The 21,749-nt window shown below is 64.0% G+C and carries 21 protein-coding genes; 6 read left to right on the top strand and 15 right to left on the bottom strand.

Features of this window, described 5'->3' with window-relative positions; all coding sequences use genetic code 11:
• The first annotated feature begins 120 nt into the window (after positions 1 to 120).
• From FQ755_RS02150 to FQ755_RS02140, 3 genes are all read left to right on the top strand, one after another.
• Positions 121 to 573, top strand: a complete 453-nt coding sequence (locus FQ755_RS02150; protein WP_144150518.1) for a MarR family winged helix-turn-helix transcriptional regulator — start codon at positions 121 to 123, stop codon at positions 571 to 573.
• Between the two features lie 108 nt (positions 574 to 681).
• The gene (locus tag FQ755_RS02145; protein ID WP_144150516.1) at positions 682 to 1,245 is read left to right on the top strand and encodes an isochorismatase family protein; all 564 of its coding nucleotides are present in this window, start codon (positions 682 to 684) and stop codon (positions 1,243 to 1,245) included.
• 105 nt (positions 1,246 to 1,350) lie between these two features.
• Positions 1,351 to 2,667 carry an MFS transporter gene (locus FQ755_RS02140; RefSeq protein WP_144150514.1) on the top strand — a complete coding sequence of 439 codons (1,317 nt, stop codon included), beginning with the start codon at positions 1,351 to 1,353 and terminating at the stop codon, positions 2,665 to 2,667.
• Between the two features lie 19 nt (positions 2,668 to 2,686).
• Here the strand turns inward: FQ755_RS02140 and FQ755_RS02135 are convergent, their stop codons facing one another.
• Both FQ755_RS02135 and FQ755_RS02130 read right to left on the bottom strand, forming a co-directional pair.
• Positions 2,687 to 3,823 (bottom strand): acyltransferase family protein, encoded by a 1,137-nt coding sequence (locus tag FQ755_RS02135; protein ID WP_144150512.1) that lies wholly within the window; start codon positions 3,821 to 3,823, stop codon positions 2,687 to 2,689.
• 209 nt (positions 3,824 to 4,032) lie between these two features.
• The gene (locus tag FQ755_RS02130) at positions 4,033 to 4,938 is read right to left on the bottom strand and encodes a LysR family transcriptional regulator (protein ID WP_144150510.1); all 906 of its coding nucleotides are present in this window, start codon (positions 4,936 to 4,938) and stop codon (positions 4,033 to 4,035) included.
• A gap of 389 nt (positions 4,939 to 5,327) precedes the next feature.
• Between FQ755_RS02130 and metG the strand changes: the two genes are divergently transcribed.
• The gene (gene metG / locus FQ755_RS02125) at positions 5,328 to 6,866 is read left to right on the top strand and encodes a methionine--tRNA ligase (protein ID WP_144150508.1); all 1,539 of its coding nucleotides are present in this window, start codon (positions 5,328 to 5,330) and stop codon (positions 6,864 to 6,866) included.
• Positions 6,867 to 6,955: 89 nt separating this feature from the next.
• On the opposite strand, the gene FQ755_RS02120 is transcribed toward metG, so the two are convergent.
• On the bottom strand, positions 6,956 to 11,956 hold the full coding sequence (locus FQ755_RS02120) for a response regulator (RefSeq protein ID WP_144150506.1): 5,001 nt from the start codon (positions 11,954 to 11,956) through the stop codon (positions 6,956 to 6,958).
• 300 nt (positions 11,957 to 12,256) lie between these two features.
• Here FQ755_RS02120 and FQ755_RS02115 point away from each other — a divergent pair, with 300 nt between their 5' ends.
• On the top strand, positions 12,257 to 12,592 hold the full coding sequence (locus FQ755_RS02115) for a thioredoxin family protein (protein WP_144150504.1): 336 nt from the start codon (positions 12,257 to 12,259) through the stop codon (positions 12,590 to 12,592).
• Between the two features lie 87 nt (positions 12,593 to 12,679).
• Here the strand turns inward: FQ755_RS02115 and FQ755_RS02110 are convergent, their stop codons facing one another.
• The 6 genes from FQ755_RS02110 to FQ755_RS02085 form a co-directional block, all read right to left on the bottom strand.
• Positions 12,680 to 13,498: a formate/nitrite transporter family protein gene (locus FQ755_RS02110; RefSeq protein WP_144150502.1), complete on the bottom strand. Its 819-nt coding sequence runs from the start codon at positions 13,496 to 13,498 to the stop codon at positions 12,680 to 12,682.
• Positions 13,499 to 13,648: 150 nt separating this feature from the next.
• Positions 13,649 to 14,281: an ATP phosphoribosyltransferase regulatory subunit gene (locus FQ755_RS02105; RefSeq protein WP_144150500.1), complete on the bottom strand. Its 633-nt coding sequence runs from the start codon at positions 14,279 to 14,281 to the stop codon at positions 13,649 to 13,651.
• A gap of 279 nt (positions 14,282 to 14,560) precedes the next feature.
• Positions 14,561 to 15,043 (bottom strand): DinB family protein, encoded by a 483-nt coding sequence (locus FQ755_RS02100; protein ID WP_144150498.1) that lies wholly within the window; start codon positions 15,041 to 15,043, stop codon positions 14,561 to 14,563.
• Positions 15,044 to 15,129: 86 nt separating this feature from the next.
• Complete coding sequence (locus tag FQ755_RS02095; protein ID WP_144150496.1) at positions 15,130 to 16,152, bottom strand: VTT domain-containing protein; 1,023 nt, start codon at positions 16,150 to 16,152, stop codon at positions 15,130 to 15,132.
• A gap of 262 nt (positions 16,153 to 16,414) precedes the next feature.
• On the bottom strand, positions 16,415 to 16,735 hold the full coding sequence (locus FQ755_RS02090; protein ID WP_144150494.1) for a chaperone modulator CbpM: 321 nt from the start codon (positions 16,733 to 16,735) through the stop codon (positions 16,415 to 16,417).
• 9 nt (positions 16,736 to 16,744) lie between these two features.
• Positions 16,745 to 17,713, bottom strand: coding sequence for a DnaJ C-terminal domain-containing protein (locus FQ755_RS02085; RefSeq protein WP_144150492.1), 969 nt, complete (start codon positions 17,711 to 17,713; stop codon positions 16,745 to 16,747).
• 189 nt (positions 17,714 to 17,902) lie between these two features.
• Here FQ755_RS02085 and FQ755_RS37095 point away from each other — a divergent pair, with 189 nt between their 5' ends.
• The gene (locus FQ755_RS37095) at positions 17,903 to 18,073 is read left to right on the top strand and encodes a hypothetical protein (RefSeq protein WP_186308394.1); all 171 of its coding nucleotides are present in this window, start codon (positions 17,903 to 17,905) and stop codon (positions 18,071 to 18,073) included.
• 140 nt (positions 18,074 to 18,213) lie between these two features.
• Here the strand turns inward: FQ755_RS37095 and FQ755_RS02080 are convergent, their stop codons facing one another.
• From FQ755_RS02080 to FQ755_RS02055, 6 genes are all read right to left on the bottom strand, one after another.
• The gene (locus tag FQ755_RS02080; protein WP_409937026.1) at positions 18,214 to 18,564 is read right to left on the bottom strand and encodes a DUF4148 domain-containing protein; all 351 of its coding nucleotides are present in this window, start codon (positions 18,562 to 18,564) and stop codon (positions 18,214 to 18,216) included.
• Between the two features lie 71 nt (positions 18,565 to 18,635).
• The gene (locus tag FQ755_RS02075; protein ID WP_144150489.1) at positions 18,636 to 18,995 is read right to left on the bottom strand and encodes a DUF4148 domain-containing protein; all 360 of its coding nucleotides are present in this window, start codon (positions 18,993 to 18,995) and stop codon (positions 18,636 to 18,638) included.
• 236 nt (positions 18,996 to 19,231) lie between these two features.
• The gene (locus FQ755_RS02070; protein ID WP_409937011.1) at positions 19,232 to 19,744 is read right to left on the bottom strand and encodes a DUF4410 domain-containing protein; all 513 of its coding nucleotides are present in this window, start codon (positions 19,742 to 19,744) and stop codon (positions 19,232 to 19,234) included.
• Between the two features lie 69 nt (positions 19,745 to 19,813).
• On the bottom strand, positions 19,814 to 20,026 hold the full coding sequence (locus tag FQ755_RS02065; RefSeq protein ID WP_144150485.1) for a hypothetical protein: 213 nt from the start codon (positions 20,024 to 20,026) through the stop codon (positions 19,814 to 19,816).
• Positions 20,027 to 20,276: 250 nt separating this feature from the next.
• Positions 20,277 to 21,005, bottom strand: a complete 729-nt coding sequence (locus tag FQ755_RS02060) for an amino acid ABC transporter permease (protein WP_409937009.1) — start codon at positions 21,003 to 21,005, stop codon at positions 20,277 to 20,279.
• Positions 21,005 to 21,730 (bottom strand): amino acid ABC transporter permease, encoded by a 726-nt coding sequence (locus FQ755_RS02055; protein ID WP_144150483.1) that lies wholly within the window; start codon positions 21,728 to 21,730, stop codon positions 21,005 to 21,007. Before FQ755_RS02055 ends, FQ755_RS02060 begins: the two co-directional genes overlap by 1 nt.
• Between the last annotated feature and the right edge of the window lie 19 nt (positions 21,731 to 21,749).

The following is a 21,749-nucleotide window of genomic DNA, read 5'->3' as shown; positions in this document are numbered from 1 at the left end:
GACTCGCACCCAACTACGAAGGTAACCTTATCAGGTAGCCTTTGTAGTTGCCCGGCATTTTTGGCGTCATCTCGCCGCGTTCCGTTTTCCGCACCCCACGTTCTCATCGACGAGCCGGACATGAGCTTCTTCCCCGCAGACCCCGAATCCGCCGAGGCCCTGGCGCTGGCCAGCGAGCTGGGCGCCGTCTTCGGCCAGTTGAAGCGGCGGCTGCGCGAACAGTCGCATTTCGGCGATCTGAGCTGGACGCAGATACGCGTCCTCGGCCGCCTCGAACGCAAGGGGCCTGCCACCGTCACCGCCCTGGCGCGCGACGAAGGCATGCGTCCGCAGTCGATGGGCGAAACGGTTGCCGCGCTGAAGGCGGCCGGCTACGTCAGCGGCGCGCCCGATCCGCGTGACGGGCGACAGACGGTCCTGTCGCTCACACCGTCCTGTGCGGAAGCGATCAGGAGCGGCCGGGCCGCGCGCGAAGACTGGCTGTTCCGCGCCATTCGCACGAAACTCACCGCCCCCGAACAGCGCGAACTGGCGAGCGCCGTCGAACTGCTCAAACGGCTCGTCGAGCCCTGACTTCACAGGCGCTTCCGGACGCCTCCACGCGTCGAACCGCAACCCTGCAAACCTCTGGCCGCCGCACGGCGCGGCCCGTCTCAACCCCACCTTCAAAGGGAATCCATCATGGCCATCACCACGCTCGACCCGAAGACCGCCCTTATCGTCATCGACCTGCAGAACGGCATCGTCGCGCTTCCCACCGCGCACCCCACCGCCGACGTCGTGAAACAAAGCCGCGTGCTGCTCGATGCCTTTCGCGCGCGCCAGTTGCCGGTCGTGCTCGTCAACGTGGCCGGCGTCGCTCCGGGCCGCGCCGACCAGGCGCGTCATAGCGGCGCGTTTCCGGCAGGCTGGACCGACCTCGTCTCCGAACTGAACCAGCAGCCCGGCGATCACCTGGTCACCAAGCACACCTGGGGCGCGTTCACGGGCACCGGGCTCGAACAGCACCTCAAGAGCCGCGCCGTCACGCAGGTGGTGATCGTCGGCGTGGCGACGGCGATTGGCGTCGAATCGACCGCGCGTCAGGCTTACGAACTGGGCTTTAACGTCACGCTCGCCGTCGACGCCATGACCGACCTCAGCGCCGAGACCCACGAAAACGCGGTCACGCGGATCTTCCCGCGGCTCGGCGAAACCGGCACGACGGCCGACATCCTCGCCGTGCTCGGCAAGACCCACGCGTGAACGTGCCGGCCATGCAGGCCGCGCGGCCGGACTCGTCTGCGCTGTCAGGGGGCCGCCCGGCTGCCGCGCGCCTGCAGCCGCTTTGGGATTTTCAGGGCTAGTCCGGTGAAAGGCACTTTCCGCTCGCTGAGCGGCTTTAACTATCGCGTCTGGGCGAGCGGCGCGCTGATCTCCAATGTCGGTACGTGGATGCAGCGCACCGCGCAGGATTGGCTCGTCCTCACCGAGCTGACCCACAAGAACGCGACCGCCGTCGGCATCGTGATGGCGTTGCAGTTCGGGCCCATGCTGCTCCTGCTGCCGCTGACCGGCTTCGCCGCCGACCATCTCGACCGCCGCAAGCTCCTGTTCGTGACTCAGGCGGTAATGGGCGGCCTCGCGCTCGGGCTGGGCCTGCTCACCCTTAGCGGACTCGTGCAGTTATGGCAGGTGTATCTGTTTGCGTTTCTGCTCGGCTGCGTGACGGCGTTCGACTCGCCCGCGCGGCAGACTTTCGTGGCCGAACTGGTGGGCGAGGAAGACCTGTCGAACGCGGTGGCGCTGAATTCAACCTCGTTCAACGCCGGGCGCATGATCGGCCCGGCGGTGGCCGGCGTGCTGATCGCTTCGGTCGGCACCGGCTGGGTGTTTCTGATCAACGCGGCCTCGTTTGCAGCGGTGCTGTGCTCGCTGAAAATCCTGCGGCTCGACGAACTGCATCGCAAGCTCAAGGCGCATCGCGCGCGCGGCAGTTTTGTCGACGGCTTCCGTTATGTCGCGAAGCGGCCCGATCTGAAAGCGCTGTTGCTGATGCTGTTTTTGATCGGCACCTTCGGGCTCAACTTCCCGATTTTCATTTCCACCATGTCGGTCAAGGTGTTTCATGCCGGTGCGAGTCAGTATGGACTCCTGACCTCGGCAATGGCGATCGGCTCGGTTAGCGGCGCATTGCTGGCGGCGCGCCGCGCGCGGCCACGTCTCGCGCTGTTGCTGGTGAGCGCGGCCCTCTTCGGCTTCGGCTGCACGCTGGCCGCCTGCATGCCCACTTACGCGCTATTCGGCGTGACGCTGGCCGTTATCGGCGTATGCACGCAAACTTTTACGACCTCGACCAATAGCCTCGTCCAGCTCTCCACCGAACCCGCCATGCGCGGCCGGGTGGTCGCCATTCTGCTGGCTATCGCGCTGGGCGGCACGCCGCTGGGCGCGCCGATCGTCGGCTGGGTGGCCGATCATTTTGGCCCGCGCTGGGCGCTGGGCGTGGGCGCCGCATCGGGTTTCGCGGCGGCGCTGGTCGGCATTCGCTACCTGCGGAAATACCGCAATCTACAGGTCCGCTTTGCCGGTGGACGCGTGCATGTGAGCGTGGATGAAATCGCGCCTGCCGGGGCGGTGCCGCCCGACGCGCAGGCTGCCCCGGCAGAGGAAGAGAAGGTGCAGTAAGGCTGCCGCTCTGCTTCGCTCAACCCTTGTAAAACTCCGCGCGACGCTGCGTCGTATTCACCACCCGCTGGGTCCACTCCGTCTTGCGGCGCAGAATCGGCGCTTCGATAAAGCGCCACGACAGCTTTGCTAGCAGCAGCGACACACCAAACGAAATCGCAATGCCGCCCACCCGCAGCCAGACCGGCTCGCCCGCGCCGTGAAACAGCGCCTTCACGCGATTGAGCCGCGCCGGGTCCGGCACGAAGTTGTGATACAGATAAAACCCGTAGCTGATGCGTCCAAGCGACGCCAGCCAGGGCGTTTCCAGCACACCCACCAGCGCGGCGCTGCCGCTACACGCCACCGCGCAGACCAGCGCGGCGATGCCGATGCCATAGAGCGCGCACAGCAGCGTATAGACGGCGGCGCTGATGGTGGTGTTCGCCCAGTCCGGTTCGGTGGCGCACAGCGCCATCACGCCGAGCAACAACAGCACGAAGCTCCACGGCCGCGCCAGCATTGCGCGCAAGCGCGAGCCTTCCATGCGCAACCAGGCCCCGCCGATGCCGCCCAGCGCCAGCATCCAGAAGTTCGTCAGCGGATGGGTATAGATGACAATCTCCGGCGTGCCGGTCACGCGCATCCACAGCAGCGACACCATGCCGGCGACGAATACCGCATAGCAAACCCGCAGATGCCAGCGCGCCGGCACTAGCAACAGCAGCGGCGCAAAGAACAGATAGAACTGCTCTTCAATCGACAGGCTCCACAGGTGCGACCACGGCCCTGGCCAGTAACGCAGCACCTCGCCGATCCAGATATTCGTCAGATAGGCGAAATGAAATGGCAAACCGCTTTTCAGTTGCGGACTGACGTGCCCCAGCATCATCAGGACGGCCATAATGACCAGCAGCAGGTAGTAAATCGGAAAAATGCGCAGCGTGCGGCGAAACAGAAAGCGTTTGAGTTCGGTAAAAAAATCGCTTGCACCCGTTTCAATGGTTCTGCGTTGCGCGCTCAAAATGCCGGTAATCAGAAAGCCGCTGAGCGCGAAAAATATCCATACGCCTAGATGGCCGGTCTCGTCACCGGCGCTCAGCACCCGATGCTGTAGAAACACCATGAGCACCGCGATAGCGCGTAGTCCGTCGAAACCTCGAATCCTGTTGTCCATATATGCCGTCGCCCGGTCGATATGCGCGCGGCCAAGCCGCCTTCGGGCCATGATAGGACGCGATGGACGAGAAAAAAACCTTACAGGTACGACGAATCAATTTAAAAAAAATGCTTCGTTTGGCGCGAAATACTTTGTTGTAAAAAAATAATTCCGGTGTATCTCGCGCCACGCCGCCCTATTTTTTATACGCGCTTTACGTAGCCGTTTTACATGCCCAGATCCGGATGCTGGGCCGCCAGTTGCGTAATCCATTCGGTGAATGCACGAACCCGCGAACTCATGCGCCGGTGCGGATAAAGAATGGACAGCGGCGTGGGCGGTATCCGGTACGAGGTGAGAATCTCCTGCAATTCGCCCCGCTCGATCATGTCCGCGACCATGAAGCGCGAGGGCTGGATGATGCCGTAACCGAGCGCGCCTGCGGTGATGTACACCGTGCCGTCGTTCACGGCGAGCGCGCCGTCCAGCGTCACCCTGACCACTTCGCCATTGATCTCGTACTCGAAGGGGAACACTTTGCCGCTGCGCGCGGACACGTAGTTGACGGCGCGATGCCCCTGCAATTCTTCCAGCGTGGTCGGCGCGCCGTGCTCGGCCAGATACGCGGGCGACGCGCAGGTGGTAATGCGCGAACTGCCGATGCGGCGCGCGACGAGACTCGACTCTTCGAGAAAGCCCATGCGGATCACGCAATCGACGCCGTCCTGGATCAGGTCGATATTGCGGTCGGCGAGGCCGAGACGCACTTCGATCTCCGGATACTGCTGGTAGAAATCGCCGAGCGCCGGCAGCAACAGGGCCTTGGCCAGCGTGCCGGAAGTATCGACGCGGATAGTGCCCGCCGGGCTCTGCCGCTTGTTCGACAGCGACGACTCCGCATCCGATATCTCCGTGAGGATGCCGACACACCGTTCGTAGTACAACGCACCATCTTCCGTGACGCTCACCTGGCGCGTGGTGCGGTTCAGCAGGCGGACCCCGACGTGCTGTTCGAGCGCCTGAATCAGGTTGCTCACCGAGCCACGCGGCAAGTCCAGCAGTTCTGCGGCCTTCGAAAAGCTGTTGGTCTCGACCACGCGGGTGAAGACTTCCATTGCCTGGAGGCGGTCCATACGGGGTAATCCTCTTCAGTCACAGTTGGGCGATTGCGGTTAAGCGGCTGGGCGGGCAATGGCGCGCCGTTGCCCGCCATTATGTCCGAGCGTCGGCCCGATGTGTGCTTCTGGAGGCGGGCGAGCAACCCGCTTGCGGCGCTGCTTCCGACGGCTAGACAATCAGCGCATTTGCTGGCACGATAAAAAAGCTGCGGCCCGGGCCGCGCATTCATCCGCATTCATCATTTCGATATCACCGTTTCGCATTCTCGATGAAAATTCAAGCTATTCAAGCCCACGCTCGTTCGATGCGCATGTTCCTGGCAGGTTCTCCCCCCAGGCGCTGAGGGCTTTTTTGCTTCTAAAAAGGGACGCCGCTGGCGTCCCTTTTCTTTTTTGGAGCGGCAATGACATACCGATACATCACCACGCCGATTTACTACGTGAACGACCGGCCCCACATGGGCCACGCCTACGCCAGCGTCCACGCGGACGTGATGGCGCGCTATCTGCGCGCGGCCGGCCATGAGGTCATGCTGCTCACCGGCGCCGACGAGCACGGTGAGAAAATCGCCCGGGCCGCGCAGCAGGCCAACGAGACGCCGCAAGCATCCGCCGAGCGCCACGCGCGGTCGTTCGAAGAGGCGTGGCGGGCTCTCGCGGTCGAGCCGGACCGCTTCGTTCGCACCAGCGCGCCGGATCACGCGCGCGTCGTGTCCCAGTGCCTCACGCGCCTCTTCGACGCCGGCGAGATTTATCTCGCGGATTACGAAGGGCTCTATTCGGTCGGCCAAGAGCGCTTCGTCACCGAAAAAGAGTTGGTGGACGGCAAGCTGCCGGAGGACAAGGAGCCGCCCGTTGTGCGGCGCGAGCCCAATTACTTTTTCCGCATGGAAGCGCACCGCGAATGGATGCGCCAGTTGCTGCTCGACACGCCCGAGCTGATCCAGCCCGCGCAATATCGCAACGAGGTGCTCAGGCTGCTGGAAGAACCGATAGGCGACCTGAGCATCTCACGGCCGGTGGAGCGCCTCGCATGGGGCATTCCGATTCCGTGGGACACGCGGCATGTCACCTATGTCTGGTTCGACGCCCTGCTGAGCTACGTGTCACCGCTGGGCTATCCCGATCGGCCGGAATTCGCGCGGTTCTGGCCGTCGGTGCGGCATGTGATCGGCAAGGACATCTTGCGCACCCACACCCTGTTCTGGCTGAGCATGACGCACGCGCTGGGCATCGCGCCTTATCGGCGCCTGCATGTGTCGGGCCATCTGCTGGGCGCCGACGGCCGCAAGATGAGCAAGTCGCTCGGCAACGGCGTCGATCCGCTCGCGGCGGCCGGCACCTATGGCGTCGACGCATTGCGCTACACGCTGATCCGCGAAGTGAGCTTCGGCTTTGACGGCATCATCAGCGAGGCGGTGATCGAACAGCGCCTGAATCGAGATCTCGCCGACGACCTGGGCAACCTCGCATCGCGGACGCTATCGATGGTGGTGAAGTATCGCGGCGGCCTCGTGCCCGCACCGAAAACATACGAAGCGGCCGAACACGCGCTGATGGCGCGAGCGCGTGAGCTACCGGCAGCCGTTCTCGCTCTCGTCGACGAGATGAAGCCCGGCCGCGCGGTCGAGCAGGTGATGGAGTTCGTGAAGCAGCTCAACGTCTACGTGGCGAACAGCGCGCCGTGGACGCTCGCCAGGGATGCGCGTGCCGCCGGGCGGCTGGATACCGTGCTGTACACCCTGCTGGAGGCACTCTACGGCGTCTCCAACCTGCTCTACCCGGTGATGCCGGGCAAGATGAAAGAACTGCAGACGTGGCTTGGCGTACCTAACGTTTCGGATGTGGCCAGCGGCGCAAGCTGGGATCGGCCGTGGGGTGAAGGCGTCAAACCCGGCACCGTCGTCAGCGAAGGGATTTTGTTCCCCAAGCTGGCGAACTAGCGTTGCGGGCGGAGAGCGAAGAGCGAAGCACAAACGGGCATGGCGAAAAATCGCGCCATGCCCGTTTGCATGTCAGGCCCCGCCTCTACTTAACGCGCGCAACGCTTCAGCACTTCGATCAAGGCCAGCGGATCATATGGCTTGCGTAGCGGGATTGCATGAGGCAGCCATTGCCGCTGTTCCGGCGTCAGCACGAGGTCGTAGCCGGTCAGGAAAATCACCTGCAGATGCGGATGCCCGCGGCAGGCATCGATGGCCAGATCGACGCCCGATTTGCCCTTCAGCCCGACGTCGGTCAGCAACACGTTGACCGGCTGGTCACGCAGCACGCGCAGCGCTTCGAGCTCGTCACCGGCGTCGACGATCTGCAGTCCGAACGTGCGCAGCAATTCGGTGGTCGCGAGCCGCACCAGTTCGTCGTCTTCCACGTACAGAATCCGCAGGCGATTGACGGCATCGGGGTCGTCAGCCGTGGAGCTCGCGCCCGCCTCGCGATTCGCCGCGCCGCCGAATTCCTCGCCGAATTCCTCACCCAGACCCCGGCCGAACGCGCCGAGATTCGCGCCCTGCATTTCCTGCACGCTGGCGCCGGCCTCGTCGAGCGTCAGCCAGCGCTGATTGCGCATCACATGCCGCACCTTGCGCGCCAGCGCCTCATACGTGTACGGCTTGCTGAGCAGTTCGATACCTTCGTCGAGCCGGCCGGCGTGCACGATCGCGTTATCGGTATAGCCCGACGTGAATAGCACCGCCACGGACGGCAAACGCTCGCGCGTCTTGCGCGCCAGCTCCGTGCTGCGCAGTGGGCCGGGCATCACCACGTCGGTGAACAGCAGATGGATCGGCACGCCGCTTTCCACGATCGCCAGCGCGCTTTGCGCGTCTTTGGCCTTGAGGACCGTGTAGCCGAGATCGCTCAGCATCTCGACCACCGTCGAGCGCACGTCTTCGTCGTCTTCGACCACCAGCACGGTTTCTGCGCCACCCTTGGCCGGTCCCGCGTCGACGTGCGTTTCGAGATCCTCTTCCTGACGCACGCGTGGCAGATAGATCCGCACGGTCGTACCGTGACCGGGCTCGCTGTAGATCTTCACGTGGCCGCCCGACTGCTTGACGAAACCGTACACCATGCTGAGTCCGAGCCCCGTGCCCTGACCTTCCGGCTTGGTGGTGAAGAACGGTTCGAAGGCACGCTCGCGCACTTCCGGCGGCATGCCCGCACCGGTATCGGTGAGCGCCACCATGACGTACTGGCCTGGCGTCACTTCCGCATTACGCTGCGCGTAGGCGTCGTCGAGCGAGGCGTTGCCCGCCTCCATCGTGAGCCTGCCATGGCCGTTCATGGCGTCGCGCGCATTGATGGCCAGATTCAGCAGCGCGTTTTCGACCTGAAACGGATCGACCAGCGTATTCCACAGACCGCCGGACACGACCGTCTCGATCTCGATGCCGTCGCCGAGCGCGCGGCGGAACATGTCGTCGAGGCCACGGATAAAGCGGCCCAGATTGACGACCTTGGGCGCGAGCGGCTGGCGCCGGCCGAACGCCAGCAATTGCGACGCGAGGTTGGCGCCGCGCGCCACGCCGGCCAGCGCGTTGCGCACGCGCTGCTCGGCCTTGTCGATGCCGGCCACGTCCTTCGCCAGCAGTTGCAGATTGCCGCCGATCACCTGCAGCAGGTTATTGAAGTCGTGCGCCACGCCGCCGGTCAGCTTGCCGATCGACTCCATCTTCTGCGCCATGCGCAGCGCTTCCTCGGCGTGCTGCAGGGCGTCGGCGGTTTCCTTGTCGGTTGTGACGTCGCGCCCTACGCCGTGGATGCGATCTGTCGGCCGGTCGAACGACAGGGTCCAGGCGATCCAGCGCCACGTGTCGTCGGTCCGTTTCAGACGGCTCTCGTAACGCGCCGGCACGCCGGTGCGTCGCAGGCGTTGCAGTTGATCGGTGACGAGCGCGATGTCGTCGGGATGCACCAGGTCCATGTACGAGTGCGTCATCAGCCAATGCACCGGGTAGCCCAGCACGGCTTGCCACGACGGACTGATCCGCTGCAGCGCGCCGTCGAAATCGGCCACCACCAGAAGATCCTCGCTCAGTTCCCAGAGCCGGTCGCGGTCAGCGACGGCCTCGCTCACGCGGCGCTCGAGTGTCTCGTTGAGCTCGCGCAGCGCGTGCTGGGCCTTGGCGCGCTCGGCGATTTCCGTCTGCGCCGCCTGATAAAGCCTTGCGTTATCAATGGCGATAGCGGCCTGCGCCGCGATGCCCACCACGAGGCGCTCGGCCCGCGCATTGAATACGCCCGCTTCCGGATGGCCGAACAGCAGGCCGCCGAGCACCTCGCCCGTGCGCGAGACCACCGGCGCGGCGAGATAGCTGCGCACCGGCGGATGACCCGGCGGCAAACCGTTGAACGGCGCGTTGCCGCCAAAGCGCGGATCTTGCGTGATGTCGTCGACGCGCACGATGCCTTCGCCTTTGAAGGTCGTCGCGAACAACGGGGTGCTGCGCGGCATCGGCAAGCCGGCGAAAGCCGCGTGCGGCACGCCGGAGAGGGAATAAAGACGGTAACCGCCGTTCTCTTCGTCGCGGCTGTCCGCGCGGTCCTCCGGCTGCGGCCGGTTGTAGAAGAACGAACCGAAAGCGGCGCCGATCAGCTCCGTCGCCGCGTCGGTCACCACCTGCACCGCGCGGCTCAGATCGAGTTCGGCGGCGACCGCCGTGCCGACCCGATTGAGGATTTCCAGCGTGCGCGATTCTTCGCGCAGATTGCGCTCGGTTTCGCGCCGCAGCCGCGCAAGCTGCAGATTGCCGGCCACGCGCGCGAGCAATTCGCGTGCGGAGAACGGCTTGGTCAGATAGTCGTCAGCGCCCGATTCCAGGCCGCCCACCCGCGCTTCCTCGCCGGCACGGGCCGAGAGCAGCAGCACCGGCGTCTCGCGCAACTCGGGGTCGCCGCGCAACTCGCGCAGCAGACCGAAGCCGTCCAGGCGCGGCATCATCACGTCCGAGACGATCAGATCGGGCACCTCGGTGCGCACCGCTTCGAGCGCATCCAGACCGTCGACGGCCACCGTGACCGCGTGTCCTGCCTGGCTGAGAATGCGGCGCATGTAGTCGCGCAGATCGGCGTTGTCGTCCACCACCAGCACGCGTGCGGCCACATGGCCGGCGCCCAGTGCCGCCGATGTTTCAGCGGACTCCAGCGAGGACTGCGGCTCGTCCGGTTCCATCTCGGCCAGCGGCTCGGCGGACGGAATCCAGCGCCGCGCGGCATCCACGTAAGCCAGCGCATCGCGGCTCAGCGCCGCCGGCGTGGCGCGCGCGGAATCCGCTGCGGCGAGTTGCACGGCGCCTGGCGGCAGCACCACCGTAAAGCAGCTGCCCGCGCCGGGCGTGCTTTCCACGTGGATGGTCCCGCCGTGCAGCTTGACCAGCTCCTGCACCATCGCGAGACCAATGCCGCTGCCTTCGACCGAGCGTCCCGGCGAACCGGCCACGCGGTGAAAGCGCTCAAAGAGACGCGGCACCTCGTCGGGCGGAATGCCGATGCCCGAGTCCGCGACGCTCATCTCGATGCTGCCGTCGCGCGTCTGCTTCACTGTCACCTTGATCGTGCCGGTAAAGGTGAACTTGAACGCGTTGGACAGCAGATTCATCACGACTTTTTCCCACATGTCGCGATCGATCGCTGCAATCAGCGGCGCAGATCCACAGTCCACTTCCAGGCGCAGGCCGACGGTCTCGATCGCCGAGCGGAATAGCGAAGCGAGTTCAGTGGTGAAGGCGGCGACGTCGGTCGGCTGGGTGCTGATCTGAAAGCGCCCGGCTTCGATGCGCGAAAAGTCGAGCAGCGCGTTGACCAGCTTGAGCAGACGCTGGCCGTTGCGATGCGTGATCTCGATCAGATTGCGATCTGCATCGCTGGTGGCGGCGGGCCTCGCGAGCAGTTCTTCGAGCGGCCCCAGCATCAATGTGAGCGGAGTGCGGAATTCGTGGCTGATGTTCGAGAAGAAAGTGGTCTTGGCGCGGTCGATTTCGGCGAGCGCTTCGGCGCGCCGCCTCTCTTCCTCGTAAGCATGGGCGTAGCCGATCGCCGCGCCGATCTGCCCCGCCACCAGATCGAGGAAGGCACGATAGCCGTCGTCGAACAGACGGCACGGATTGAGCGCGGCGATCAGCACGCCCGCGCGGGCACTTTCGCCGCCGGGCATGACCGGCAGCACGACCGCGTGGCTCGGTTCGAGGCTCCACGGCCCGCTCGGCAGGCCGCGTCCGAAGCGTTGCGCCAGATCGTTCACCATCACCGCGCTCTGGGTCTTCAGCACTTCCGCGAACGGCCAGGGTCCGGCTTCCGTGGCGTGCATGGAGACCGGTGCCGCAGCATGGCCAGCCGTAATGCCGCTGGCGCCCGCCAGCGTGACGTCGGTGCCGCCGGGTTCGGCCATGTACAGCAGGGCAAACGGGATATCGCGCGCATCGGTTTGCAACGAACGGGCGCTCAGCTCGCAGGCATCGCGCAACAGGCGCGCATCCGCCGTCGCGGCGCCCAGCTCGCGCAGCAGCATCAACTGACGTTCGCCGATCACGCGCGCGGTGTCGTCGCTGTTGGCGCAGATGATGCCGCCGGCGCTGCCGTCGTCGTTGGGAATCGGGCTGTACGAGAAGGTGTAGTACGTCTCTTCGGGAAAGCCGTTGCGCTCCATGATCAGGAGCTTCTGTTCGACGAAGGTGCCTTCGTCGCCCGTCAGCGCGGTGGCAAGCAATGGCGCGATCTCGCTCCAGATTTCGTGCCATACGACTTCGGTCGGCTGGCCGAGTGCGACCGGGTGCTTGCCGCCGACAATCGATTTGTAAGGATCGTTGTAGAAGAACAGCAACTCCGGCCCCCAGCCGATCCAGATCGGCTGGCGCGACGTGAGCATGATGCGGATGGCGGTCTTCAAACCCTGCGGCCAGTTTTCCGGCGCGCCCAGCGAGGTCGAGTTCCAGTCGTATGCGCGGATCAGCGCGCCCATTTCCCCGCCCCCGAGCAGGAAATTCGTCGTCAAACTGGCGCGCAACGCGTCGGCCGTTCGGCTATCCGGCTTCATTAACGCAATCTCCTCGGAGAGTGGTCTCGTTGGGTCTGTGGAAGTTCGCAATCCGGATGAGGACAGGCGCCATAATGGCTGGATGCGAACAGATCAGCTTGGCGAGATTCTCGCATGCACAGACGCAACGCGAACGCGAAAATGGCGGTTTACACGCATGAAAACGTCGTGTTTAGGGCCAACGGGCTCGTCAAATGCCGTGCCTGACTTTTTCCGCTACATTGAAACGGTTCTGCAGCAGATAGCAACGCCTTAAGTCCGGTAAATTGTGCGAGCCGCACCGATCGTTCAGGAGCAAAAATGACCACCGACAGCGCCGCTTCCCAAGCCTATTCCGCCGCCGCGCCGACGCGCGCCGAAGTCGACATGCTCGCAGGCGCAACTGTCCTTGAGTTTGGCACCGGCTGGTGCGGCTACTGCAAGGCGGCACAACCGCTGATCGGCGCGGCCCTCGAGGCGCATCCCGAGGTGCGGCATCTGAAGATCGAGGACGGACCCGGCCGGCCGCTGGGCCGCTCGTTCAGGGTCAAGCTGTGGCCGACGCTGATCTTTCTGCGCGACGGCGTGGAAGTCGCGCGGGTGGTGCGGCCGGCCGAGGCGCAGGAAGTGACGCAAGGACTGCGCGCGCTCGCTTGAGCGGCGCGCCAAAACACATGGCCCGCGCCTGATTGCTCAGGCGCGGGCCATGTCGAGACTGCTTACCGCGTGATACGAGCCGTTATATCAGTTCGTGCGCGCGCTGCCAGCCGTTGCCGGCAGACGGCTCTTCGACGGATGGCCGATGCCGCCTTCCTGCAGCCAGTAGCCGAGACCCATGAAGATTCCGCCGCCCGCCAGGTTGCCGAGCGTGACGAAAATTTCGTTGTGGACGGCACCGGCCAGCGTGATGGTGTCCGGATGCTCGCTCATCAGCGCGAGAGCGAACACGAACATGTTGGCGACGCTGTGCTCGAAGCCGCTTGCGACGAACGCGAACACCGGCCAGAAGATCAGACCGAGTTTGGCGCCGTCGTTATTGGTGCGTGCCGCCATCCAGATGGCGAGGCACACGAGCCAGTTGCACAGCAGGCCCTTCGAGAACAGCGCGAGACCCGGCGCGGACATCTTCGCCACCACCGCCTTGAAGAAGACCTCCGAACCGTCGGTCAACAACACGCCGCCGCCGGCCGCATGCAGGATCGCAGCGAGCACTACGGCACCGATCAGGTTGCCGATCCAGCACACGATCCACACCAGCACCATCCCACCCACGCCCGTCTCACCGCGCAGCACGGCGAACGGCATGTACATCGCCGTACCGGTGAACAGATCCGAACCGGCGAACACGACGATCGTCAGCGCGCAGGCAAACACGGCACCCATGATCAGGTGCACGTAGGCCGGATCGACGTGCGAACCGACCGAAAACATCAGGATGTCACCGAAGCCGATGTAGGCCCCAGCCATTGCCGCGCCGATCAGGAAAGCCAGCGGCGAGCGCAGGATCGCCGTCGCCTTGTGTGCGCCGACCTTGGCGAATTTATCGATACTCTCTGCGTACATCTGTTTGCTCCACGAGTTTAGTCTCCCCTCTTTATTCGCTCGGGGGTGCGTCAATCTGGCGCATATCATAGGGCGAGAGAAATCGATCTTCATCAACAAAGCGGCTCGAAATGGCCTGTTTACGGGCTCAACAAAACTGTGCTCCCGTGGTTAGCCGAGTTCTGTATCCCTTTTTGGCGAGGTTGCACTAAGACGGGGCAAGGCTTGGGCGGTCATGGCGAGTAGCAGACGCTCCGCACCGAGGCCAAAACCGGCGCCCTCACGGTATGCGCCGCCGCCCGCTACCTGTTGTTGCGCGCCAAGTTCGGCGCAGCGAATCTCGAAGCCCTGGCCATTCAGGTAGTAGCTGAGGCCGCGCTTCGCGGCGGGGTCGAGCGTGTAGCGCAGTCCTAGCGAATCGAGAAAACCTGCTGCGAGTTCGCGGCTGCGAAGCAGCGCGCGTGCGGAGTCCGAGGGGCACAGATATTCGAAGCCCAACTGCACGAACTCGCGGTATCTGCCGGCCTGCGGCCGTTCATAGCGGTAGCAGCGTGCAACGTAGAACAGCAGGCGCTCCTTGCGGCGTTCGAGCAGTTCCGCGCAGCGCTCCTGGAACAGCGCGGTAGCTTCAGGAATCAGGCAGCATGGCCGCCCCTTCTTGTCCGGGAAGGCCCACATCTGCCCGATGATTTCGCTGCCGCCGGCTTTTTCAATGAAGGTGTCCTGCGACCACAAGGCCGGGACGATGGCTTCTTCCGCGCCGGCATCAATGAAGGTAGCTCCGGAAACGGTTCTCCAGTGCACGGGCTTGCGCCGCTTCGTCGCCGACGATAAAACGTGTTCCGCGGATCATGGTCATACTGGCACTCCTTGTGAAGTAGCAATAAAAAAAGGCGCCTGAGGCGCCCTGGTCGTTGTGCTGGAAGCAGGAACTCAGTATGTTCCTGACCTCCATGCGATGAGACGTAACGAGCCACGGCGCAACAGACTGCTGCCGTGATGATGATGCGACCGGTTCGGGACGTTACGTGGACTCATGGCGTGGATAGTGACACAGGTATGGCGGTTTGTGAACGCCGCAGCCTAGCGCTCCAGATACTCGCGCAGGATCGCGCACATGCGCCAGCGATGGTCGCGGTCGTGGTCGGCGAGTTGCTCGGCTAGCTGGTACACGTCAATCTCGCTACCGTCCGCGCGAATTCCGACTCGCTCGAAATCCGGCTGTGCAGCGGTCCGCAAGAGGCCGATCAGCCGCTCGCGCAGTGCGACGAATTCTTCGATTGCCTGATCGCCGTTGCGCGCATGGTAGCCGCGTTCCAAGGGCCAGCCGCTGACGTCCATCGGCACGATGTGCGGCCGCGCCTCGCTCAGCACCCTCTCGATGCGCGGTCCATACAAATCGCTTTCACAATCCCGCAGATGCCACAGATGTTCGACGAGCGGCGCGTTGTCGTGCGTGGGCATGCGTGCCAATAATTCACTCGACATACCGGCGAACGAGTTCCGCAGAAACACCGGCATTTCGGCAAGCTGATTGAGCAAATGGCTGTGCTGCGTGTGGGACATAGGCGGCGCTCGCTAATCGTTATAGGGATATCCGGGCCGCCCGGCGGCGTGCGTCAATGCCGCGGTGTCCGTGCTGCACTTCCGCGTCACTTCGTCAAACGGGCCCGGATGGTGTATTCGTTGTCCAGCACGGCGTCGAAATCGGCATCTTCTTCGCCCGGCGCATGAAATTCCGCTGACAGCGGCTCGACAGGATAACCGCGCCGCTCCCACGCGTCGAGGCCGCCCTTGAGCGCCTGCACATGATGAATGTTCTTGGCGTGGAGTTGCGCCACGATCCGCTTGGCAGTGGCTTCGTTGGGACAGACGCAGTAGACCACGATAGGCCGCGACAGCAGTTCAGGATCCAGCGGCTCGGGCGAGTCGAGGTCGAGCGAACGCGCGCCCGGAATCCGATAGGCTTCCTTGGCGCGGATTTCAGGCGGCCGCGCGTCGAGGATGAGCGGCGGCGCGCTCGACTTCATCAGCTCGTCCAGTTGCTCGGGGCTGATGCGGATTTTCGCCAGCCAGCGGCGAAACTGCACGCGCCGCATCCAGCGATAGCCGATAAACAGCACGGCGAACACGCTGAACAGATCGAAGATGGTGCCGCCGTTGTGCCGCACCAGCAGCATGCCTTGCGCGATGTAGTCATGCAGCGCGGCGCCGCCCACCAACCACGCACCGGCCCACAACGAAGCCCCCAGCAAATCCCACAGCAGGAAGATGCGCGGATCGATACTTGTGGTGCCGAGCAGCGGCGCGGCAATCAGGCCGAGTCCGGGGACGAATTTGGATACCGCGAGAATCGGCGCGCCGTGGCGTTCGAAGATATTGCGTGCGGTGCGCACGGTGGCGTCGAACGACAGCGAGAAGCGCACCAGCGAATTCAACATGCGCCGGCCGCGCAGCCGGCCGGTGGTGAACCACAGCGTGTCGGCCAGCGAGGTGGCGCAAACCGCCGCGATGAACACGCTGGAATACGACACTTCGCCCACCGCAGCCATGGTGCCCGCCAGAACCAGCATCGGTGCAGCGGGCACGGGTGCGCCGAGCTGCGTGATCAGCACGCTCATGAAAACCGCCCACGCGCACAACGCCGGGGGAATCGCTGTCGGGAAATGCCACACCTTACCGCTCCTGTGGAAATCGTCGACGATGGTTCACTCACGCCCCCGCGTCCTCTCGGTATCCTCCCGGCATCCTGTTTTCCCTGCAATCTGCATGGAATCCGGTGCACCGGAGGCGCGATTGTGAGTTCGAACCGTCACACGCAGGCAAAGCCACCGCTCACGTGCGGACAGTGCCAAGCGTGTCGTCCAGGACCCGATTCTAAACAAAAACGGCGATTGGCATGGCCGGAGCGGGCACGCCATCACGCACAACGCGTTATTACGACGCGCTACGCGACCGCTTTGGATTGGCACGCAGCGCGTCGATCTCGTCCAGCAAATCGAGCACCAGCGCAATGCCTGGCGGATTGATCTCGAGATCGTGCGCGAGGCGCCGGGCGGTGCGCACGCGGCGCAGCGACGTGCCGCTAAAACGCCACTCGTGCGGCGCGCTTCCGCGTGGCGTAAAAGCGCCCTCGGCGACCCACAAGGTCACCTCGTCCTGCGATGCGCCGCTCACGCGGCACAATTCGACGAGCGTGAACTCCATCTCTTCATTGACAATCTGGCCTTCCAGATAGGTCGTCACGGACTCTTTCATGATGAGGGGTCATCCATAAAAATGCGCGCGCGGGTCGAAGTTGAACGCTTGCCGCATGACGTCATAGGCGGCAGCGGCGCGCTCCGTATCGGCCGGCGGCAAGACGATGTTCAGGATTACATACAGATCGCCCGGCGGCGTCCCCGGAATGCCTTTGCCTTTGAGACGCAGACGCCGGCCGCCTTGCGAACCCTTGGGGACCGTCATCTCGACAGAGCCATCCGGCGTCGGCACATTGATCTGCGCGCCGAGCGCCGCTTCCCATGGCGCGACCGGCAAGTCGAGCAGGACATCGCGGCCGTCGACGCGAAAGCGCGGATGCTCGCGAAACGCGATCTCCAGATACAGGTCGCCAGCCGGCGCGTCGCCCAGCGCGGGACCGCCCTGCCCGGCGAGCCGCAGATGCTGGCCGGCCCGAATGCCCTTGGGAATGGTGACGTCCAGCGTGCGGGTCTGCAGGGCGACGTGGCCTTGTGCATCGAGCACCGGCATCTGCAGCGAAATGGAACGCTGCGCACCGCGATAGGCGTCTTCAAGATCGATCAGCACTTTCGCGTGATGATCCTGGCCGGCCATCGCAGCCGCCGCCTGACGCTGTTGAGCGGCACGCGCCTGACCGAACATGGCCTCGAAGAAATCGTCGAGATTGGCCTCGCCAGCCGCGTCGCCATAAGCACCGCCCGAGCGGCCTGATCCACCCGCGCCGCGGAACTCGAAACCTTCATCCCAGTTCGGTGGCGGCTGGAATTCCTGGCCGCTCTGCCATTCGCTGCCCATCCGGTCGTAGGCGGCGCGCTTTTCAGGGTCTTTGAGCACTTCGTAGGCTTCGCCCACCTCCTTGAAGCGCTCCTCGCCGTCCGCCTCTTTGGTGACGTCTGGGTGATACTTGCGAGCCAGCTTGCGGTAGGCGCGCTTGATGTCGTCCTCGGTGGCGGTGCGCTCCAGTCCGAGGGTCGCGTAATAGTCCTTGTATTTCATGTGAAAGACAGCCCCATAAAAGGTGAGGACGGCACTCCGTTCAGATCCGGCTGCTTCATTACTCTATACGAGTCTGCCGCAACCGTGCCGCCCACGTGTCTTTCTATCTGCACATCACGCGCCTGGCGCGTGCACGGTTCAGGACCGCCAGTTGCTACTCATTGTTCAGATCTACCCAAGGAGCCCGTTATGAGCAAATCTGAAGACACCACGCCGCCGGATCTCAAGCATCCGCCGCAGGCCGTCCACAGCGACAATGAGAAGAGTAAATTGCCCGAGCGCGACGACGAAGCACGTAAGCAGTCGCCCGCAGACCATCCCGGCAAGAAGCCCGGCGAAGGCGAACCCTCGGCAAGTTAAGGCCCGCGGCCTCCCTGGACGGAAACCGTCCCGGGAGGCTGCCGGTTGATGCACCATACGCACGATTGATCAGCGTCATGCGACGCCCGCTGAGGGTCCCGTCCAATGCGGCGACACTGGACACCACGTGAACCCGGCGTTCAACCACCCGCGTAGATATTGCAGAAGCTGACCGGACCGACACAGGTGGACGGCACGACCGTGCGTCCACCGCCCGCAACCGACACCCCGCCCAGCGACGTCCCGCCCACCGCATCGTTAGTGAGGCGCGTATCGTCATTAGCGGCGACCTTGGCTTCGGCAGCCAGAACGTCCGCCGGGTAATTGGCGTTCGCGCCGCCGGACGGGCTATAACCGGCCTGCTCCAGGCGCACCAGATCCGCACGGACTTCGGCACGCGTCACCGGGCCGTCGCTGGTCTGCGCCAAAGCGAGAACCGGAGTGGCCAGAACGCTGGCCGCAAGAGTGAGGGTGGCGAGTAATTTCATGATTCGTTCTCCTTGATGAGCGGCGCCGTCGATCTGTCGACAAAAAACCGCCTGAAAAATCAGTAGATAGTGGCTTAGCTGCCGAAGTACGGTGTGCAGAAGCTGACCGGGCCGACGCAGACCGGCATTGCACCCGACGCCTGACCCGCAGTGTGCGCCGCAACTGCCCGACCCCAAGCGCCCGAGCCTGCCGCAGCGCCGCCGTAGCCGCCTGCATCGGCTGCGGTTTGCTGCATACGCGCCGCCTGTTGTGCAAAGATCGGATTGATGACCGGATACGACGTATCGGTCACGAAGGCCGAGCCGTTTTGTTCGGCCTGGATCAATTCCTGACGCACTTCGGCGCGGGTTCTTTCCTGCGCCGAGGCATTGCTCATGGCGCCCGCCGATGCCAGCACGATCATCGAAAGGGTGATTGCGAATTTGCTATTCATGTCGTACTCCTGAATGATTGGGAAGCCTTCCCGTTCAACTGCATAATTGAAAATTCATACCTGCCTGCTACCACTGTTCCTGCCACGGCGGCGGACGGTTTGCCGGGAAGCGCACAGGCCCTTCCCTTTACTTCACTCACCGCCTGCATCCCACCGCTTGTTTTGTGTCTACATGATGGCAAACACAACACGAGCCGGCTTATTCCAGATTTTTTTGGCGTGGCGCCGAATCGGGGTCAACCGGCCGTGCGCCGTGCCTGCGCGGCCAGCGCGCCGTTCGCTGCGGGCGGACTGGCGGCCGCTTTCGCCGCGCCGGTCAGGCTTTCGATCTGCTTCGCGACGAGTTTCGCCATCCGCGATGCGTCGGCGTCCACGGTCGTGCCCATCGCGCCCAGCGCGCCCACCGCCGTGCCCGCTATCTGCGAGTTGATACCCATGGTCGCTACCTTGCCGGGCGCGGCGCCGCTATTCGAATCCAGATCGAAAGCCAGCACGACAGTCGAGTGTCCCGCCGTGATCGACGAGACCGTCACGTGGGTCTTCAGATCGCTGGCGCCGCTGCCGAAGCCGATCAGCTTGCGCATGGTCTTGTTGCCTTCGTCGATGGCCGTGAATTCACCGTCTACCACCAGTTGCGGCCCGTTGCCTTCAGTCGCTACCGCGGCACCCTTCACTACCTGGGTAACGTGGTCCTTCTCGAGTTGATCGGTGAGCGCCTTTGCAAATACGGTTCGCACATGCTGGGCCAATACTTCGGATGTCGAATCATCGTCTTTCCCATGGCGCGCCTCCCGTTTTCTGTGCAGACGGCCGGCTAGCTAGTTGTCGATCGTGGCGAGATCGGTATGGACGGTGAAGTCGTGAATGACGACCGACTCGTTCGCTGCGATCGGCGCGGCGCCATCGTGCTCGACCCGTTCTATCGTCGCGCCGCCGGTCAAAAAATTGCCGACACTGCTGTTGCTCTGCGCCTGCGCGGATTGAATCTGCAGTGCCGTGGCAAGGAGAGCCACGCTGAGTTGCGTTTTCATCTTCGTTCCTTCGGGAAGCGGGAGTCACGTCGTCGGACAGCCTTGCAGGGCTCGACAACCCGATGCGGAGCGCCGAAGAGAATCTGTTTAGCTGCTGTGACGCTCATGTTCGCGGGTTGGCCCGTCAAGGACCACCGGTTTGCGACGAAGCGGCAAGAAGGAGCGCGAAGTGACGCAGGTCAGGCGCGAAATGAAGCGGTGGACGCGGCCGCTCACGCAAGCGGCCGGTGATGTGTAGAGGGGTGAAACGCTATTCGCCCGGCACGGGCCGCACCGCGGAATGCACAGCTGCCTGCGCGGCGCGCCCGCTGCGTGTCAGCAGGTACGTGGCAATCCGGTCGAGCGCCGTGCACAGCACCAGATACATGAAGCCGACGAACAGGAATATCTGGACGGGATACACCATCAGCCGGTTATTGATCTGAGTGGCGACGAACGACAACTCGCCGACGCCCACGATATAGGCCAGCGAAGTGTCCTTCACCAGCGTGACCCACTGGTTCACGAACGACGGCGTCATGATGCGGATGGCCTGCGGCAGCAGCACATAGCGCAAGGCCTGCATGCGCGTCAGCCCCAGCGACAGCCCCGCCTGCCACTGCCCCGCGCCGACCGCCAGAATGCCCGCATGCACCGAGTGCGCGAGGTACGCGCCGCTGATCAGCGATAACGCGCAGACCACCGCCGCGAGTCCGGGTACGTCCACATGAAACACCACCGGCAACAGGAAGAAGGTCCAGAAGATCAGCATCAGCACGGGGATCGCGCGAAAAAAGCCGATCACGAGCAGGAGCGGCACGCGCGTGAAGCGGCCGGCCATTGCCAGCGCGATACCGCCTGCCATGCCGAGTACAGCCGAAGCCAGCGCCGAGATCACCGCGAGCAGCAACGTTAATGCAGCGCCGCCGAGCGGCCCTTCCGGATAGCGGCCGACCAGCAGATACGGCAAATTATTCACAAACAGCGACCACGAGATCATCAGCGCCTCGCCAACGACAGATCGCGCCGATGCGCGACGGCGTGAGCGACAGCCTCGATCACCGCCACGGCCGCGATATACAGCACCGTTGCGACGCCGAAGGCCGCAAAGGTCTGGAACGTTTCGGTCTCCACCTGACGGGCCGCATACGACAACTCGGCAAGGCCGATCGCCATGGTCAGCGAGGAATTTTTCACGAGGTTCATGTATTGCCCAAACAGCGGCGGCAGCGAAATACGCACCGCCTGCGGCAACACGACATGACGAAACGCCTGCAACGGTGTGAGTCCGAGCGCGGCCGCCGCATGATGCTGACCCACCGGCACGCCGCGCAGCCCGGCCTGAAACTCCTCGGCGATAAACGCCGCCGAATAGCAGGTCAGTCCAAGCCAGCCGGCCACGAATTCGAACGACGGCCAGCGCAGCGCCCATCCTGCAACATGCACGCTGTGCACCGTGTTAAGCCATTGCATGACGGCATCCGGCAACAAAGTCGCGACGCCGAAGTACCAGAACAGCAACTGCACCAGCAAGGGCGTGTTACGAAACGCAACCACGTAGGCGCCCGCCGCATGGCGCAGCGGCCGATAGCGGGCGTGCCGCGCCATCGCCAGCACGAACCCCGCGGCCGTCGCCGCGATGGCCGCGGACAGCGCAAGGCCGACCGTCACGCCGAAGCCTTGCCATAACCACATCAGATACTTTGGAGCGAGCCATGCCTGCATCGTCGGACCTGCCGGATTT

This window comes from Paraburkholderia sp. BCC1885, assembly GCF_900996235.1.
Lineage (GTDB): Bacteria > Pseudomonadota > Gammaproteobacteria > Burkholderiales > Burkholderiaceae > Paraburkholderia.
This window is presented reverse-complemented; position numbering and strand designations above follow the sequence as displayed.